The sequence below is a fragment of the Pseudomonas sp. G11-1 genome (assembly GCF_024031555.1).
Taxonomy (GTDB): Bacteria; Pseudomonadota; Gammaproteobacteria; order Pseudomonadales; family Pseudomonadaceae; genus Halopseudomonas; species Halopseudomonas bauzanensis.
On the sequence record NZ_QEYQ01000007.1, the window covers coordinates 55513 to 72418 of the forward strand.

General features: G+C 61.7%; 16 protein-coding genes. 6 read left to right on the plus strand and 10 right to left on the minus strand.

The window, feature by feature from the left end; genetic code table 11:
* Positions 1 to 9 precede the first annotated feature (9 nt).
* The 3 genes from DHB74_RS15775 to DHB74_RS15785 are packed head-to-tail and all read left to right on the plus strand — an operon-like array spanning position 10 to position 2513.
* Positions 10 to 723 (plus strand): ATP-binding cassette domain-containing protein, encoded by a 714-nt coding sequence (locus DHB74_RS15775; protein WP_036993792.1) that lies wholly within the window; start codon positions 10 to 12, stop codon positions 721 to 723.
* Positions 723 to 1985 (plus strand): ABC transporter permease, encoded by a 1263-nt coding sequence (locus DHB74_RS15780; protein ID WP_036993652.1) that lies wholly within the window; start codon positions 723 to 725, stop codon positions 1983 to 1985. The genes DHB74_RS15775 and DHB74_RS15780 overlap by 1 nt, the downstream gene beginning before the upstream one ends.
* 18 nt (positions 1986 to 2003) lie before the next feature.
* A complete protein-coding gene (locus tag DHB74_RS15785; RefSeq protein WP_499161988.1) occupies positions 2004 to 2513 on the plus strand; it encodes a DUF3299 domain-containing protein in 510 nt (169 codons plus the stop codon).
* A gap of 13 nt (positions 2514 to 2526) precedes the next feature.
* On the opposite strand, the gene DHB74_RS15790 is transcribed toward DHB74_RS15785, so the two are convergent.
* Genes DHB74_RS15790 through DHB74_RS15815 form a run of 6 tightly spaced genes read right to left on the minus strand, consistent with a single transcriptional unit; the run spans position 2527 to position 7378 of the window.
* Positions 2527 to 3636 carry a tetratricopeptide repeat protein gene (locus tag DHB74_RS15790; protein WP_499161990.1) on the minus strand — a complete coding sequence of 370 codons (1110 nt, stop codon included), beginning with the start codon at positions 3634 to 3636 and terminating at the stop codon, positions 2527 to 2529.
* Between the two features lie 2 nt (positions 3637 to 3638).
* Positions 3639 to 4334, minus strand: a complete 696-nt coding sequence (locus tag DHB74_RS15795) for an energy transducer TonB (protein ID WP_036993655.1) — start codon at positions 4332 to 4334, stop codon at positions 3639 to 3641.
* Positions 4334 to 4747: an ExbD/TolR family protein gene (locus tag DHB74_RS15800; RefSeq protein ID WP_036993656.1), complete on the minus strand. Its 414-nt coding sequence runs from the start codon at positions 4745 to 4747 to the stop codon at positions 4334 to 4336. Before DHB74_RS15800 ends, DHB74_RS15795 begins: the two co-directional genes overlap by 1 nt.
* 12 nt (positions 4748 to 4759) lie before the next feature.
* Positions 4760 to 5275 (minus strand): MotA/TolQ/ExbB proton channel family protein, encoded by a 516-nt coding sequence (locus DHB74_RS15805; protein WP_036993658.1) that lies wholly within the window; start codon positions 5273 to 5275, stop codon positions 4760 to 4762.
* Positions 5268 to 6614 (minus strand): MotA/TolQ/ExbB proton channel family protein, encoded by a 1347-nt coding sequence (locus DHB74_RS15810; RefSeq protein WP_280165079.1) that lies wholly within the window; start codon positions 6612 to 6614, stop codon positions 5268 to 5270. The genes DHB74_RS15805 and DHB74_RS15810 overlap by 8 nt, the downstream gene beginning before the upstream one ends.
* Complete coding sequence (locus DHB74_RS15815) at positions 6611 to 7378, minus strand: DUF3450 domain-containing protein (RefSeq protein ID WP_499161993.1); 768 nt, start codon at positions 7376 to 7378, stop codon at positions 6611 to 6613. The genes DHB74_RS15810 and DHB74_RS15815 overlap by 4 nt, the downstream gene beginning before the upstream one ends.
* 194 nt (positions 7379 to 7572) lie before the next feature.
* Here DHB74_RS15815 and DHB74_RS15820 point away from each other — a divergent pair, with 194 nt between their 5' ends.
* The gene (locus DHB74_RS15820; RefSeq protein WP_280165078.1) at positions 7573 to 8283 is read left to right on the plus strand and encodes an OmpW/AlkL family protein; all 711 of its coding nucleotides are present in this window, start codon (positions 7573 to 7575) and stop codon (positions 8281 to 8283) included.
* Between the two features lie 57 nt (positions 8284 to 8340).
* On the opposite strand, the gene DHB74_RS15825 is transcribed toward DHB74_RS15820, so the two are convergent.
* Positions 8341 to 9222: a sugar nucleotide-binding protein gene (locus DHB74_RS15825; RefSeq protein WP_136870010.1), complete on the minus strand. Its 882-nt coding sequence runs from the start codon at positions 9220 to 9222 to the stop codon at positions 8341 to 8343.
* 126 nt (positions 9223 to 9348) lie between these two features.
* Positions 9349 to 10026, minus strand: a complete 678-nt coding sequence (locus DHB74_RS15830) for a histidine phosphatase family protein (RefSeq protein ID WP_074781295.1) — start codon at positions 10024 to 10026, stop codon at positions 9349 to 9351.
* A gap of 427 nt (positions 10027 to 10453) precedes the next feature.
* Here DHB74_RS15830 and DHB74_RS15835 point away from each other — a divergent pair, with 427 nt between their 5' ends.
* The gene (locus DHB74_RS15835) at positions 10454 to 11839 is read left to right on the plus strand and encodes a trimethylamine monooxygenase (protein WP_499161996.1); all 1386 of its coding nucleotides are present in this window, start codon (positions 10454 to 10456) and stop codon (positions 11837 to 11839) included.
* Between the two features lie 87 nt (positions 11840 to 11926).
* Here DHB74_RS15835 and ssb read toward each other — a convergent pair whose 3' ends face one another.
* Both ssb and DHB74_RS15845 read right to left on the minus strand, forming a co-directional pair.
* On the minus strand, positions 11927 to 12424 hold the full coding sequence (ssb, locus tag DHB74_RS15840) for a single-stranded DNA-binding protein (RefSeq protein WP_036993666.1): 498 nt from the start codon (positions 12422 to 12424) through the stop codon (positions 11927 to 11929).
* Positions 12425 to 12452: 28 nt separating this feature from the next.
* Entirely contained in the window at positions 12453 to 13823 is a 1371-nt protein-coding gene (locus DHB74_RS15845; protein ID WP_074781297.1) for an MFS transporter, read from the minus strand.
* A 200-nt stretch (positions 13824 to 14023) separates the two neighbouring features.
* On the opposite strand from DHB74_RS15845, the gene uvrA reads away from it, so the two are divergent.
* On the plus strand, positions 14024 to 16861 hold the full coding sequence (gene uvrA / locus DHB74_RS15850; protein ID WP_499161999.1) for an excinuclease ABC subunit UvrA: 2838 nt from the start codon (positions 14024 to 14026) through the stop codon (positions 16859 to 16861).
* Positions 16862 to 16906 lie beyond the last annotated feature (45 nt).

Sequence of the window (16906 nt, forward strand, 5' to 3'; positions counted from 1 at the left end):
GAACCCCTGATGGCTGAACCTGTAGTCCAACTCGAACAGATCACCTTCGCCTGGCCCGGTCGAGCCACACTGCTGGATATCGACAGTTTCACTTTGCAGGCCGGCGAGCGAGTCTTTCTCAAAGGCCCCTCCGGCAGTGGCAAGACGACCCTGTTGGGATTGCTGGGCGGCGTGCAGCTGCCAGCCAGCGGCCGTATCCGTCTGCTCGGTACGGATCTGGCAGGCATGTCCAGCTCGGCGCGCGACCGTTTTCGCGCCGATCACACCGGTTACATCTTCCAGATGTTCAACCTGCTGCCGTATCTGTCGGTAGTGGAGAACATCATCCTGCCTTGCCATTTTTCCAGCCTGCGTCAGCAACGCGCCAGCGAACGCCACGGCAATGTGCAGGCTGCCGCGCTGCATCTGCTGGCCCACCTGGGGCTGGATCAGCCTGCATTGCGCAACCAACCGGTGACTGAGCTATCGATCGGCCAGCAGCAGCGCGTGGCCGCGGCCCGGGCGCTGATCGGCAGTCCCGAGCTGATCATTGCCGACGAGCCGACCTCGGCGCTCGATGCCGATACCCGGGAGGTGTTTCTGCAATTGCTGTTCAGTGAATGTCAGGCGCTGGGCAGCAGCTTGCTGTTTGTCAGTCATGACGCCGCGCTAGAGTCATTGTTCGACCGCAGTCTGTCGCTGCGCGAACTCAACCGAGCCGTCGTCAGCTCTGAGGTGATCTGATGTACCTGTTCCCATTGGCCTTGCGCAGTCTGCTCAATCGACGCTTTTCGGCGTTGCTGACGGTACTGGCCATCGCCCTGAGTGTGACGCTGCTACTCGGCGTGGAAAAGATCCGTAACGAAGCCCGCGCGAGTTTCGCCGGGACCATCTCTGGCACCGACCTGATCGTTGGCCCCCGTACCGGCTCGGTGCAACTGCTGCTGTATTCGGTCTTCCGTATCGGCAATGCCACCAGCAATATGCGCTGGGACAGCTATCAGAGAGTCGCCGAGCACCCCCGGGTAGACTGGGCCGTCCCTATCTCGCTGGGGGATTCGCACCGCGGCTTCAAGGTGATGGGTACCACCGGTGACTACTTCAAGCATTTTCGCCATGGCCGTGATCGTGCGCTGCTGTTCACCGAAGGCCGCGCCTTCGATGACCTGTACGATACGGTAATCGGCGCGGATATCGCCCGGGAACTGAACTATCAACTCGGCAGCGAGCTGGTCCTGGCTCATGGCACCGGCGCCGTGAGCTTCGTCGAGCACGCCGACAAACCGTTCCGCGTCAGCGGCATCCTGGGCAAAACCGGCACCCCCGTGGACCGGACCATTCATATCAGCCTGGAAGGCATGGAGGCGCTGCATGTGGACTGGCAGCAGGGAATGCCGGCCCGCGGTGCGGCGAGCGTCGATGCCGAGCAGGCCCGCAGCCTGGACCTGACACCAACCACGATCACGGCTATGCTGCTTGGACTGGATAGCCGGGTAGCCACTTTTGCCGTGCAACGGGATATCAATCGATTTCCCGACGAGCCGCTGATGGCAGTGCTGCCTGGGGTCGCGCTGCAAGAGTTATGGAGCCTGCTCGGGGTAGCGGAACAGGCACTGTTCATCGTTTCGGTATTCGTTGTGCTGACCGGTCTGGTCGGCATGCTGACGGCGATCCTCGCCAGCCTCAACGAACGGCGTCGGGAAATGGCCATCCTGCGCTCGGTGGGAGCCCGCCCGCGGCATGTATTCGGCCTGCTGTTACTGGAGGCCGCCGGCCTGGCACTGGCGGGAATACTGCTGGGGCTGGGGCTGATGTACCTGGCGATGTGGCTGGCCCAGCCGGTAATCCTGTCACACTACGGCCTGTTCATTCCGATCACCGCCCCCGGCCTATGGGACTGGAGCCTGCTGGGTGCCATATTGCTGGCCGCCATCATCATGGGCTGCGTGCCGGCCTGGCGCGCCTATCGCCAATCATTGATCGACGGTCTGTCGATCCGCACCTGACCAGAACGGGACATGCACATGGGTTCACGATTATTGCTCACCGGCCTGTTACTGCTGGCAACGGCAGCAGCCAACGCGGCCGAGGAAATTTCCTGGGATGAGCTACTGCCGCCAGAGCTGCGCGAGCTACAGGAAACGCCACTGCCGGTGCATGACCTGTCACTGCTGGGCGAGATGGATGCGGAGCTGGGCGACCCGGCGGTGCAGATGGAGCCCGCTGCGCCGGTGGTGCAGGCACTGGATGGCCGGCAGATCAAATTACCCGGCTACGTGGTGCCGCTGGCCATCACCGATGCGATGGAGGTAGAGGAGTTTCTGCTGGTGCCCTATTTCGGCGCCTGCATCCATGTACCGCCGCCGCCCTCGAACCAGATAGTGCATGTGCGCAGCACCAGCGGTATCAAGCTGCGGGACCTGTATCAGCCATTCTGGATCAGCGGGGCGATCCGCGTCGAGCGCATGGAAAGCGAGTTGGCCAACGCCGGCTACCGTATCGACGCGGCCAGTGTTGAACCCTATGTCTATTGATCCCGGTCGCTGATCAGCTGTTGTTCTCGATCGCCGAGCGGGCATAGCCTTCCCACTGCCGGATCAGCTGACGCTGCTGACTGCTGGCGCCGCTTTGCGCGCGTTTCAGGGTAGCCAGCAGATCTGACCACTGGCCCTCCTCCAACTGGATACCCGCCAATCGCAGCCAGTGATCGGAACGGCCACTGCCGTTGGCTACGGCGACCCAGGCGTCCCGTGCCCGTTCACGATCACGGGCCAGGGTCCACAGCTGTGCCAGGCGCTCCTGTCGCGCGGCATTCACCGGCAATAGCTTCTGCGCCATGAGTTCTTCCAGCAGACGCGCCGCCTGCCAGGGCGCGCCGGCATTGACTTGCAACGCCACCAGATTGTCCAGATCAGGCTGGGTCAGCCCGACGCCCGCTTCGTGGGCCAACCGCAGGGTCGCCGCCGCCGCCGGCTGCTTGCCAGCCTGGCTCTGCAGACCAGCCAGCTGACGCCAGTGCTCACGATTCTGCGGCGCGCGCTTGAGCAGCACCTTCTGCCACTGCGCGGCGCTGTCATACCGCTCCTGCTGATAGTTCATGCCCACCAGCAATTGATACCAGACATCATCGGCGGCGGGGTTGGCCCGCACCACCTGCTCGGCCAGGGGAATGGCCTTGGCGTATTCCCGGGCCTGGCTGTAGCACTGCACCAATAACTGCTTCTGCTCCAGCGACAGGGCACCGCCCGCCTGTACCCGCTCCAACAACCGGGCGGCCTCACCATATTGGCCCTCGGCAGCCAGTAACTGCGCCAGATTCAATTGATCCTGGCGCGCCGCCGGCGCATCCAGCTGGTCATGGGCCAGCGCCTTGCGCAGCCAATCGATGGCCTGGCGGTTCTGCTTGGCCGCAATGGCCAGATAACCCAGCCGTTGCTGGATCAGCGCCAGTTCCAGACTGCCCGCCGCAGCGCTGTCCAACGCCCCGCTCAGGACCGTTCGTGCCTTGCCCAGATCGCCATCCTGCTGCGCCTTCTGCGCCGCCGACAGGGCCTGGAATACCGCTGGATTGATCGCCTGCTGCGCCATTACCAATCCAGGCGCCAGTAGCAGCGTCAGACCCAGTGCAGCACTACGGTAGAGGTTTGCGACGCCCATGGTCATCTGTCCTCCAGACGGAAATACAAGGTTTTGGTTGCTTCACGCGCGACCGCCTGGCCGTTTTCCCGCCGCGGCGCAAAGCGCCAGCGGTTGGCGGCACGGCGGGCTTCACGCTCGAACACCCCTTTGGGTTTGGCCGAGGTGACCCGCAGATTCTCCACCCGCCCGTCGGGAGAAATGGTGAATGCCAGCGTGACTTCGCCTTCGATGCCCGCCGCCAATGCGCGCTGCGGATAGTTCGGCGGAATATCCACCAGCGGCGTAACTTCCTCGGCCGTAGTGGGACTGCTGGAGGCGGCCGGCGCCGCCGGGGCCGCGGGTGCGGGGGTTGGCGCAGGTGCTGGCGCCTCCGCCGCGGTGATCCCGGTCAGCGTCGGCGTAACCGCCACATTGAGGCCCGGGGTCGGCAGGTTCGGCACGCTGATATTCAGCTGTACGCTGGTGTCGACCTGCGGCTGCGGTGGTGCCGGCTGGGGCGGCGGCACGTCCGGCGGCTGCGGTTGCTCTGGCGGCTGCCGCTGCTGACGCTGGCGACTATCACTGGGTGTATCGGCGACGCTGCGCACAAAGCTGACCCGCGCCAGCTCCTCGCCTACATCACGGTTGTCCCGTGGCGGCATGATCATCAGCATCATCAGGGCGAACAGCGCCAGCGTCACCAGCAAGGCACCGGCAAAGCTGACCAGCAGCCGCATCAGTTGGCTCCCGCCGTGGCAGCCAGTGCCACATCCTGCACTCCGGCCATGCGTACCTGGTCCATGACCTGGATCACCAGGCCGCTGCGGGCATCCCGGTCAGCCTGTACCACCACGGTGCTATCGGGTTGATCGACGCGCATGCGCTCCACCGCGGCGCGCACGGCGCGGATGTCCACTTGCTGGCGGTCGATCCAGATTTCTCCGTTGGGGTCCACTGCAATCAGGATATTGCCCTTGGGCTGCTGCTCGGAGCTATCCGCAGTGGGGGTATTGACCTCGATGCCGGTGGTCTTGATGAAGGTGCTGGTCACAATGAAGAAGATCAGCATGATGAACACCACGTCGAGCATGGGGGTCAGGTCAATGCCGGCTTCGTCGTCGTTACCTGCTGAATGTCTGCGCATGCGCATGTTCAAGTATTCCTATTCGTGACGCAGGCGGTCGGTGAGCCGCTGCATGGCCAGCCGCGACGCTGCATCGAGTCGCGCCAGGCAAAATAAACCGCTGATGGCAATCACCATGCCGGCCATGGTTGGCACCGTGGCCCGGGACACGCCCGCGGCCATCGCTCTGGGATTGCCGGTCCCGCTGATCGAAAGCACATCGAAGACCTGGATCATGCCGCTGACCGTGCCCAGCAGGCCGAGCAACGGACACATGGCGATCAGCACCCGGATCATCGGCATGAACCGATTGAGCCGCTGCCGGGCCACGGAAAGCCAGGCTTCGCGGATATGCCGGGCTGCAGCGCTGCTATGATCGGCGCGCCGCAACCAACGGTTCTGCAGGCTGGCCGAGCGCTTGGGAAAGATGCGCCACAGGTACCACAGCCGCTCGACCATCAATGTCCACAGCACGATGGTGAAGCACAGGATGGTCCACAGCACCCAGCCGCCGCTGTCGAGAAAGTCCCTGAGCAACCAGAGGGCTTCACTCACCGCGCCGCTCTCCGGAGTCCAGGTGCAGGGCAATCAGGCCTGCGCTCTGCTGCTCCAGCACCTGGATGACCGCCTTGCTGCGCGAGGCCAGCATGCCATGCAAAAACAGCAGCGGAATGGCCACCACCAACCCCTGTACCGTGGTCACCAGCGCCTGGGAAATACCACCGGCCATCAGCTTGGGATCGCCGGTGCCGAACAGGGTAATCGCCTGGAAGGTAGCGATCATGCCGGTAACAGTACCGAGCAGACCCAGCAGCGGCGCCACGGCGGCGAGCAGCTTGATCAATCCGTTGCCACGATCCAGCGCCGGCGTCTCGCGCAGGATCGCTTCGTCCAGCTTCAGCTCCAGGGTATCCAGCTCCTCCAGCCGCGGCTTGCTGCCGATCACGCCGAGAATACGCCCCAACGGGTTATCGTCGCGCAGCTGATCCAGGCTGTTGGCCTGGCGCTCGACCTTGTTGGAAATACCCAGCAGCCACACCAGCTTGATCAGCGCCAGCACCACCCCGAGCACACCCAGAGCAATGATCACATATCCCACCAGGCCACCCTGGCGCACCCGATCCATGAACGACGGGGTCAGCTGCATCTGGCCGATGACGGTGCCCCGGGTGGGATCGACCATGAGGTCGGCCAGCTCGGTGCGCGGTGCGAGAAAGTCATTGATCAGCCCGCGGCCATCCGGCTGCTTGTCAGCCACTTGCAGGGTGCCGGCCTCGGCTTGATAAGTGAGGTATTCGCCCTCAGCCAGCGCCACGAAGGGGCCGACCAGTACCACGGGCACGTCCTGCTGCTGGCCATCGCGCCCGATGACCGGCGCGGGGAAGCGGCTGATCTTGCCACTGGCGGTCATGTCTTCCTGCAGCATGAACCAGAACTGCTCCAGGGTTTCTACCGTGGGGATCTGCGCGGCGCCAGCAAGCTGGTCGAGCTGTGCCAGCCGCTCCGGGAACTGCATGTTCAACAGCGAGTCCTGCCATTGGCTGCGGGTATCACCGGCCATCTGGCGTACTACACCAAACAGCTCCCCGAGATTGCCGCTGCGCTCGCGCATCTGCGTCTCGGTCGCGGCCAGCTCCGCTTCGAGCTGGTCGAATTCGGTCTTGAGCCGATCGGCCTCGGCCTTGATCGGCGCCAGTTCGCGCTCGGCCTGTGTCAGCAGGGTCTGCTGATTGTCCCGCTCGCGCAGGAACTGCGCTTCACGTTCGCGCATGGCAGCCTGTTCACTGCTGCGGATCTCGCGGATGTCCTGCAACAACTGGTCGAGGGAGGCCGGTTGCGCGAGGGTCAGCGGGCTGCTCAGAGCCACCGCCAAAGCGATCAATAGACGTTTCATTGTGCAGCTCCCTGTTCACTGACCGGCGGCAAAGGCAAGCGCAGCATGACCGGGGTCTGCTGCTGGCGGGCAATTCTCAGACCCTGCGCCAAGGTGCGGTGATAGCCGGCGGGCAGCGGTTGCCATTGCCGGGCTTCGGCGTCCCAATGCCCCTGCAGATGGCCATCGAGGCTCTGGTAGAACAGCGCCAGCCGGCCCAGCCGCAGGAACTCGACCACGCGCTGACCACCGTCGACGTCCAGGGTGCCGCGCCAGGCTTCCAGAGTGCGGCCGTAGTCACTTTCGATCTGGTAGGCTTCGAGCACCCGGCGATACTTTTCCGCGACCGTGACTTCAGGCCGGATCAGCAAGGCCTGGAGCTGCGCCAGCCGGTCAGCTCGCTCATCTTCCAGGAACGGCAGATCCAGCTCGATGAACTGTTCCAACGACCGGACCATGCGCTGCAGCATGGGGACGACTTCGGCCTGGGTTTCCTCGATAGTCGACAGCTGAGCCTGCAGGTCCGCCAGCTCGCTGCGCTGGGACTCAACCATCTTGCTCAGCTGCTCATTGTATTCAGCCAGCTGATCCTTCTGTTGAATCGCCTGCCGATAGCGGCTCAGAGCTTCACGCGTGGCGTCGTCGAGTTGGTCGATACGCTGCTGGGAACGCTGCGCCTCGGTCATCAGGGCTTCCCCTTCTGCCAGCGCGCTCTCAGCCGCGCCTTGTGCCAGCGCCATGGCCGGCAGCAGCCCTGCCAGCAAGAATATCCAAACCGCTCTCATCCAATTCCTCCCGGGGGGCATGACGACGCTTGATAGCCTCGCCACAAAAGAGAAGCATTATCATCTTCCCGCTCGCAGAATTCAACCGCGGCATCCTGTCGCAATAGCGCGACCCAAACAATTGCTCCAGATCAATAAACGATTCGGTCGACGCGCCTAGAGTGAATCCATCAAGACACCAAGGAGACATTTGAATGTCGCGCACCGTATCCAGAATCACCCTCGGCCTGCTCCTCGCTCCCGCACTGCTGGCTGCTTCCATCGCTCAGGCCCACCAGGCTGGCGACATCATCGTTCGTGCGGGTGCGATTACGGTTGATCCGCGCGAGGACAGCGGCAAGCTCAATTTCGATGGTGGAGCTGCTGGCGGAACCAGTGCCACGCTTGACAGCGATACCCAGCTGGGTCTGAACTTTGCTTATATGCTGACCGACAAGATCGGTATCGAGTTGCTGGCCGCGACTCCCTTCAGCCATGAGGTTGGCGTCAAGGGCGTGAGTGCAGCGACCGGGATTCCCGGCCTGGATGGCAAGCTGGCTGATATCAAGCACCTGCCACCGACTCTGAGTGTCGTGTACTACCCATTGAACAATCAGTCGGCCTTCCAACCCTACGTGGGCGCCGGCATCAACTACACCACCTTCTTCCAGGAAGAGCTGAGTAGCGCGCGCAAGGCCCAGGGTTTCAGCAGCCTGGAGCTGGACGACTCGTTCGGTCTGGCACTGCAGGCTGGTGCTGACTATATGCTCAATGACAAATGGATGGTCAACGCCCAGGTACGCTATATCGATATCGATACCGATGCGACTGTCAAAGGCCCTGGCGCATTGGGCGTGCAGAAGACCAAGGTCGATGTCGACGTTGACCCCTGGGTTTACATGGTCGGCCTGGGCTACAAGTTCTAACGCCTGAGCCCAAAGAGAAAACGGCCGCAATCGCGGCCGTTTTCATATGGACTGCGCTCAGTCCGATAACTCATCCAGCAGCGCCGGCAGCTGGCTGCGCCAAGTGCGCGGCTTGATACCGAAGACCATCAACAGCTTGCGCCCAAGCAACGCGGCATTCTGCGGTTGACCACGCAGCTCTGGCTGTTTGCCGAAGGCCACCGGCTGGATGGTGACATCGCCCGATAACGCGCCCCGCCCAATCAGTTCCTGCACCACACACTGGGCAAAGCTGATCCAGGTGGTCGCCTCGCTGCTGCCGTAATGGTAGGTACCGAATACCGGGGCGGCGCAATCCAGTTGCTTGAGCACTGACAGCAGAACCCGCGCCGCATCGGCCACTGGCGTCGGGTTGCCACGCCATTCCTCGGGCAGTGCCAGCGGTGATGACGCTCTCAAGCCATCTACCAGTCGTGCGAAGGGCCCGGCTGCCGAACCATCCAACAGCCAGCCGAAGCGCAGAATGACATGCCTGGCACACTGGGTACGCAGGCTCTGCTCCAACTGGGCCTGCAACCGCCCCAGCGTGCCATTGGGGTTCTCTTCATCCTTTTCGGTATAGGAAGAGGTCTTGCTGCCATCGAACACCCGGGCGCTGGACAACATCATCAGAGTGACGGCATTGGCCGCGCAGCCGTGGATCAGCCGCTCGTTGAAATTTTTCTGGGCCTGCAACGCCGCCGTGTCTTCCAGTCCCAGCTGGAACTGCTCACGATAGAAGGCCAGATTCAATACCAGATCCGGCTTGGCACCGGCCAGCAGTTGATCGGCCATCTCCGGCAGCCAACCCTGCTCCGGGCGTTCAACCGCTTCCAGACGGATGAATTCCACCGCTGCCTGAGCCAACAACGCCTGCCCCAGCGGATTTTCCGCGCCGAGCAGCAATACCCGCATTCGCATTCACGTCAACCTGTCGATGATGTTGTCAGGCTGCATTGTGCAATGTTCGGCCGCTCACGTCATCAGCGCAGCATGTCGGAAGCAGCCACATTTACTGCCTGCCCACTACCGGCAGATAGCACCCGGTCAGGTGTAGGTGATCATCGACTCCCGATCGAGGCGATCCAGATGCGGCACATTGTTGAAGCTGCTCAGACGCATGCTCCGGCTGTTGAAGCGGCAGTGCGTCAGCGCGGTGTTGCGGGTCTGCAGATTGAGTTCGACCATGGTCGACTCCGGCGCCTGCAACAACTGGCGCACCAGCATGGCAATAGCACCACCGGAGCTGACCGCCAGCACACGCTGGCCGGCATGGCGCTGCATGACACTTTCCCGGAATGCGCCCAGGCGCTGCTCGAAGCTGGCCCAGGTTTCCGGCAGCTCCCCTTCCAGCTCACCGGTGGACCACAGCAGGATGCCCTTCTTCAGCCGACGGAAGAAATCCGCTGCTACCGGTTTTTCCGGCAGCGCATGTTCCGGAAACTGCGTGGTATAGGCGCGCAACACCGAATGGAAGTCGAATTCGTTGAGTTCCGGATACACCTCGAACTGCTGCGCACCCAGGCCCATGCCGGTGCAGATGCCCTCGGCGGTCTCGCGATGGCGCACCATGTCACCGGTAACGATGTGATCGAAGCGCAGGTCTCGCTCGCGGAAATACTCCCCCAGCAGACGCGCCTGCTCATGCCCCAGCTCCGACAGCTGATCGTAGTTGCTGGAGCCGAACGAAGCCTGGCCGTGGCGCACAAAATAGATTTCCGACATGCATACTCCGCAGATTCTGATTACTGAAAGTCCCGGCACACCATAGTCAGTCATCCCAAGTCGGGTAGCCAAGGTTATTTCAGCCGGGAATGTTACTGGCAAAGCGACCGTAATCCCGCCAGCTCCCTATTTCAAACGGCGGCGTAACAGCCAAGGCGCGACATATCGAACCCCCTTCGAGTCGGTCAGAAAACAGCACCGCCCTGCTCGACAGATTGTATCCAGCGGCTCGGGACGATACGAAAACACAGAGAAATTGATCACATTTTAACCTTCTATCCTGTATAGTCCTTACACGACGAAATAATAAACCGCACTTCTCTGCACAAATATCGTCTCTCTTCTTCTTTCAACTTATTGAATTACAAAGACAATATTTTCTAGCAGGAGGAAGAAGCAGACGCATCATCGTTATAGGAGATAATTCATGAGAGTCGCCATTATCGGTGCCGGCCCAAGCGGGCTAGCGCAACTGCGTGCATTCCAGTCAGCCCAGGAAAAAGGCTGCGAGATCCCGGAACTGGTCTGTTATGAAAAACAGGCGGACTGGGGCGGACTATGGAATTACACCTGGCGCACCGGCCTCGATCAGCACGGCGAACCCGTACACGGCAGCATGTACCGTTATCTTTGGTCAAACGGGCCGAAGGAATGCCTGGAGTTCGCCGATTACACCTTCGAAGAGCATTTCGGCAAGCCCATCGCCTCATACCCGCCCCGCGAGGTCCTGTGGGATTACATCAAAGGGCGCGTCGAGAAAGCCGATGTCCGCAGATATATCCGCTTCAACTGCCCGGTGCGCCAGATTACATTCAACGAAGATAGCGAGCAGTTCACTGTGGTGGCACATGACCATGAGTCCGATGTGGTCACGACTGAACTCTATGATCATGTCATCGTCGCGTCAGGACATTTCTCTACGCCCAACGTGCCGGATTTCGACGGTTTCGATCGTTTCAGCGGCCGCATACTGCATGCCCACGACTTCCGCGATGCACTCGAATTCCGCGGCCAGGACGTGCTGCTGGTCGGCAGCAGTTACTCTGCCGAAGACATCGGGTCACAGTGTTACAAATACGGCGCGCGCAGCGTCACCACCAGCTATCGCACCCGGCCGATGGGTTTCGCTTTTCCAGACAATTGGGAAGAAAAGCCGCTGCTGCTGAAGGTGGATGGTAATACCGCATACTTTAAAGACGGAACATCCAGACGGGTCGATGCAATCATTCTCTGCACCGGCTACTTGCACCATTTTCCCTTCCTGGACGAATCACTGCGACTGAAGACCAGTAACCGGCTGTGGCCGCTGAACCTGTATCAGGGCGTGGTATGGGAAAACAATCCGAAGCTGTTCTATCTCGGCATGCAGGACCAGTGGTACACCTTCAATATGTTTGATGCGCAGGCCTGGTATGCAAGGGATGTGCTTCTCGGCCGGATTGCATTACCTGACCAGGCTGCAATGCAGCGGGATAGCCAAGCGTGGCGCGATCGTGAAGAAACCCTCGATACGGACGAAAGCATGATCGTATTCCAGGGTGACTATGTGCGTACCCTGATCGATCAGACCGATTATCCAAGCTTTGATATCGACGGGGTGAACAAGACGTTCTTTATGTGGGAAGAGCACAAGCATGAGGATCTCATGAGCTTCCGCGATTACTCCTACCGCTCATTGATGACCGGCACCGTGGCTCCGCGACACCATACTCGCTGGCTCGAGGCCATAGATGATTCGCTGGAAGCCTATCTGACGGCCCCTGAGGAGCAAAGTGCTCCGGCTCCTGCTCGCCAACCTGTCAAAGCCACCTGAGAAACAGCGCCAGCGGCACCCACCAATCAAAAAGCCCTGAAAAACAGGGCTTTTGATATATCTACTTCAGCGTCGTCAAGACATCGACTAGAACGGAATATCGTCATCGAAGCTGTCGTAATCCGGCATCTGCTGCGCCTGCGGCTGGGCCGGTTGCTGCTGTTGCTGCGGCTGCTGGGCCTGACGCTGGGGGGCCGGGCGCGACTGCTGCGGACGTGGCGCCATGCCTTCGCCGCCCTGGGGACGGCCGTCGAGCAACTGCATCTGTCCGCCGATATCGACCACGATTTCAGTGGTGTAACGCTTGACGCCGTCCTTTTCCCACTCGCGGGTCTGCAGGCGGCCTTCAATATAGAGCTTGGAGCCCTTGCGCACGTACTCACCGACGATTTCCGCCAGGCGGCCGAAGAACACCACGCGGTGCCATTCGGTCCGCTCCTGTTGCTGACCGGTCTGTTTGTCCTTCCAGCTGTCGGAGGTAGCCAGGGTGACGTTGGCCACCGCATTGCCGTTGGGCAGGTAGCGCACTTCGGGGTCGCCGCCCACGTTACCGATCAGAATTACTTTGTTTACGCCTCTGGCCATATTCACTCTCCTCTGGTGCCTGATTTATTCAAACCGGGTGCAAGACCCGATCCAGCTGCTCGCGATCCAGCACCTGTGTATCGACTTTGATATAAGCGGCTGTTTCCTCAGCCACGATGATTGCCTCGGCCACTCCTGGTACGTCCAGTATTCTGCGAAGCAATGCTTCATCCCTGACCAGTGTTGGATCCACTGCCAAACGATAGCTCGTCACGTAAGGAGGCTCGGCCATAGTAGCACCAATCGCAAACCAGGAAACCGCGAGCAGTCCACAACAGACGAACACCCCGCTCAGACCGAAACTGCCATATACCGCACCACCCAATACTCCACCAAGCGCCGCGCCGGCGAACTGGCTGGTGGAATAGATGCCCATGGCCGTGCCCTTGCTACCCGCTGGGGCAATCTTGCTGAGCAAGGATGGCAGGGTCGCCTCCAGCACGTTGAAGGCGACAAAAAACAGCACTATCGCGGTCACCAGCCAGGCCAGCGACGCCGTGCTCAACCACATCATCGGCTGCACCGCCGCCAACAGCAGAATAGCGCCCAGCACCACGCGCTTGATCTTGCGCTGACGCTCGGCGTAGATAATCAACGGCACCATGCCGACGAAGGACAACAGCAACGCCGTCAGATAGACCCACCAATGGCTTTCGCGGGGCAACCCGGCCTGCTCCTGCAGCGCCAGCGGGATGGCCACGAAGCAGGCCATCAACAGGGCATGCAGCACAGCGATGCCGTAATTCAGCCGCAGCAGGTCAGGGTTACTCAGGGCCGGCAGAAACGCGCCGCGGGTCACCCCGGCGTCGCGATGATGAAACGCCTGCGTTGGCGTCGGCACGACGAGCCCGATGAGGGCAATGCCGACCAGCGCCAGCACGGCGGTGGTATAGAACACGCCAGCCAGACCGGCCGCCCCGGCAATCAGCGGACCGGCGACCATGGCCACGGCAAACGACAGGCCGATGCTCATGCCGATCATCGCCATGGCCTTGGTGCGGTGCTGGTCGCGCGTCAGATCGGCGACCAGGGCCATGATCGCTGCAGCGATGGCACCGGCGCCCTGCAAAACGCGCCCGGCAATCACGCCAACCACACTGTCGGCCTGCGCCGCCACCAGGCCGCCGAGGGCGAACAACAGCAGACCACCGATGATTACCGGCTTGCGGCCAATGCGGTCCGACAACATGCCGAAGGGAATCTGCAGAAACGCCTGGGTGATGCCATAGGCGCCGATGGCCATGCCGATCAACAGGGGCGTGGCACCCTCCAGGTCCTGACCGTAGGTTGCCAGTACCGGCAGCACCATGAACAGCCCGAGCATACGGAACGCGAACACCGCAGCCAGGGACGAGGCTGCACGGCGCTCTTCGGACGACATGGAATCTGCCGGGTACATGGAATCTCCGCTGCGGTAGACAAAAGGCGGCATTTTAGCATGCTTGAGCGGTCGAAACAGGAGTCGCATGCCGATCCGGCGATGACCTTATGACGCACCCAGATGGCAACAGGGTGGATGACCTTTCGGCCGGCGATTTTTGCGGGGACTACCCCGAAACACGTATACTGTCGAGCTTTGCTGGCTGCGGGTAATCTGCTGTGGATACAATTCTGATACGTGGGGCGCGTACCCACAACCTGAAGAACATTGATCTGGATCTACCCCGCGACAAGCTGATCGTCATCACCGGCCTGTCCGGCTCTGGCAAGTCGTCGCTGGCCTTCGATACCTTGTACGCAGAAGGCCAACGCCGCTACGTCGAATCCCTGTCGGCCTATGCCCGGCAGTTCCTGTCGATGATGGAAAAGCCGGATGTCGATCACATCGAGGGGCTGTCGCCAGCGATCTCCATCGAGCAGAAATCCACCTCGCACAACCCGCGCTCCACCGTCGGCACCATCACCGAGATCTACGATTACCTGCGCCTGCTGTTCGCCCGGGTTGGCGAGCCGCGCTGCCCGGACCATGACCTGCCGCTGGCCGCCCAGACCGTCAGCCAGATGGTTGATCAGGTGCTGGCCCGCCCCGAGGGCAGCAAGCTCATGTTGCTGGCGCCAGTCATGCGCGAACGCAAGGGCGAGCACCTGGCGTTGCTCGATGAGCTGCGCGCCCAGGGCTTTGTGCGTGCGCGCATCAATGGCCGCATCCATGATCTGGACGAAGCACCGGCGCTGGAGAAAACCCGCAAACACACCATCGAAGTGGTAGTCGACCGCTTCAAGGTGCGTGAAGACCTGCAGCTACGCCTGGCCGAGTCCTTCGAGACCACGCTCAACCTGGCCGACGGTATCGCCATTGTTGCGCCAATGGAGGGGGAAGAAGGCGAAGAGGTGGTGTTCAGCGCCCGCTTTGCCTGTCCTGAATGCGGCCATTCGATCAGCGAACTGGAGCCGCGACTGTTCTCCTTCAACAACCCGGCCGGCGCGTGCAGCGGTTGTGATGGCCTGGGGGTCAAGCAGTTCTTCGATGCCCGACGCCTGATCAATGGCGAGTCGACCCTGGCCGAAGGCGCCATTCGCGGCTGGGATCGGCGCAACGTCTATTACTTCCAGATGCTCAGCTCCCTGGCCGAACATTACGGCATCGATCTGGAACAGCCCTTCGATGACCTGAACGAGAAGCATCGCAAGCTGGTTCTCAACGGCACCGGCAGCGACAAGGTGCCGTTCCGTTACCTCAATGACCGTGGCGATATCGTCAAACGCGAGCATCCGTTCGAGGGTATCCTGCCGAATCTGGAGCGCCGCTACCGGGAAACCGAATCCCAGAGCGTGCGCGAGGAACTGAGCAAGTATCTCAGCACCCAGCCCTGCCCCGACTGCCATGGCACCCGCCTGCGCCGCGAGGCGCGCCATGTGTTTATCGACGGGCGCAATCTGTCCGGCATCACCACCATGCCCGTCGGCGCCGCCGCCGAGTATTTCGAGCAGCTCAAGCTGCAGGGCAGCCGCGGTGAAATCGCCGAGAAAATCCTCAAGGAAATTCGTGCGCGGTTGATGTTCCTGGTCAACGTCGGGCTCGACTATCTGGCCCTGGACCGCAGCGCCGACACCCTGTCCGGCGGTGAAGCCCAGCGTATCCGCCTGGCCAGCCAGATCGGCGCTGGCCTGGTGGGCGTCATGTACATTCTCGACGAGCCCTCCATCGGCCTGCACCAGCGCGACAACGAGCGCCTGCTCAGCACTCTTATCCACTTGCGCGACCTGGGCAATACCGTGATCGTCGTCGAGCACGACGAGGATGCCATCCGTCTGGCCGACTATGTGGTCGACATTGGCCCGGGCGCCGGCGTGCATGGCGGCCGCATTGTCTCCCACGGCACACCGGATCATGTCATGCATGACCCGGCGTCGCTGACCGGCAAGTATCTGTCCGGCGCGGTGAAGATCCCGGTGCCGGCCAAGCGCACCCCGACCCGCAAGGATCAGTGGCTGCGGCTGAAAGGGGCCTGTGGCAACAACCTGCAGAAGGTCAATCTGGAGATCCCGGTCGGCCTGTTCACCTGTGTTACCGGCGTATCCGGCTCGGGCAAGTCCACGCTGATCAACAATACCCTGTATCCGATCACCGCCACCGCCCTGAATGGCGCCACCACTTTGGACCCGGCGCCCTACGCCAGCTTCGATGGTCTGCAGCACCTCGACAAGGTGGTGGATATCGACCAGAGCCCGATCGGCCGTACCCCGCGTTCCAACCCAGCAACCTATACCGGGCTGTTCACCCCGATCCGCGAACTGTTCGCCGGCACCCAGGAGGCCCGCTCGCGCGGCTACAAGGCCGGGCGCTTCTCCTTCAACGTCAAGGGTGGACGTTGCGAGGCTTGCCAGGGCGACGGTCTGATCAAGGTGGAAATGCACTTCCTACCGGACATCTATGTGCCCTGCGACGTATGCAAGAGCAAGCGCTACAACCGCGAGACGCTGGAGATCAAATACAAGGGCAAGAGCATCCACGAAGTGCTGGAGATGACCATCGAGGAGGCCCGCACCTTCTTCGATGCGGTGCCGGCACTCGCGCGCAAGCTGCAGACGCTGATGGATGTGGGGCTGTCCTATGTCCGCCTCGGCCAGTCCGCCACCACCCTCTCCGGTGGCGAGGCCCAGCGCGTCAAGCTGGCGCGGGAGCTGTCCAAGCGTGATACCGGCAAGACCCTGTACATCCTTGATGAGCCCACCACCGGTCTGCATTTCGCCGACATCCAGCAGCTACTCGATGTGCTGCATCGCCTGCGCGACCATGGCAACACCCTGGTGGTGATCGAACACAATCTGGACGTGATCAAGACTGCGGACTGGATCGTGGATGTCGGCCCTGAGGGCGGCTCCAAGGGCGGCAAGATCATTGCCACCGGTACGCCGGAACAGGTTGCGGGCATGGCCCACTCACATACCGGCCGCTTCCTCGGGCCGCTACTGGAGCGCGACCGGGAAAGCTGATGGCAGGTGCCATGGGTATTTCCGGTCATCCTCACAATTTCCGGC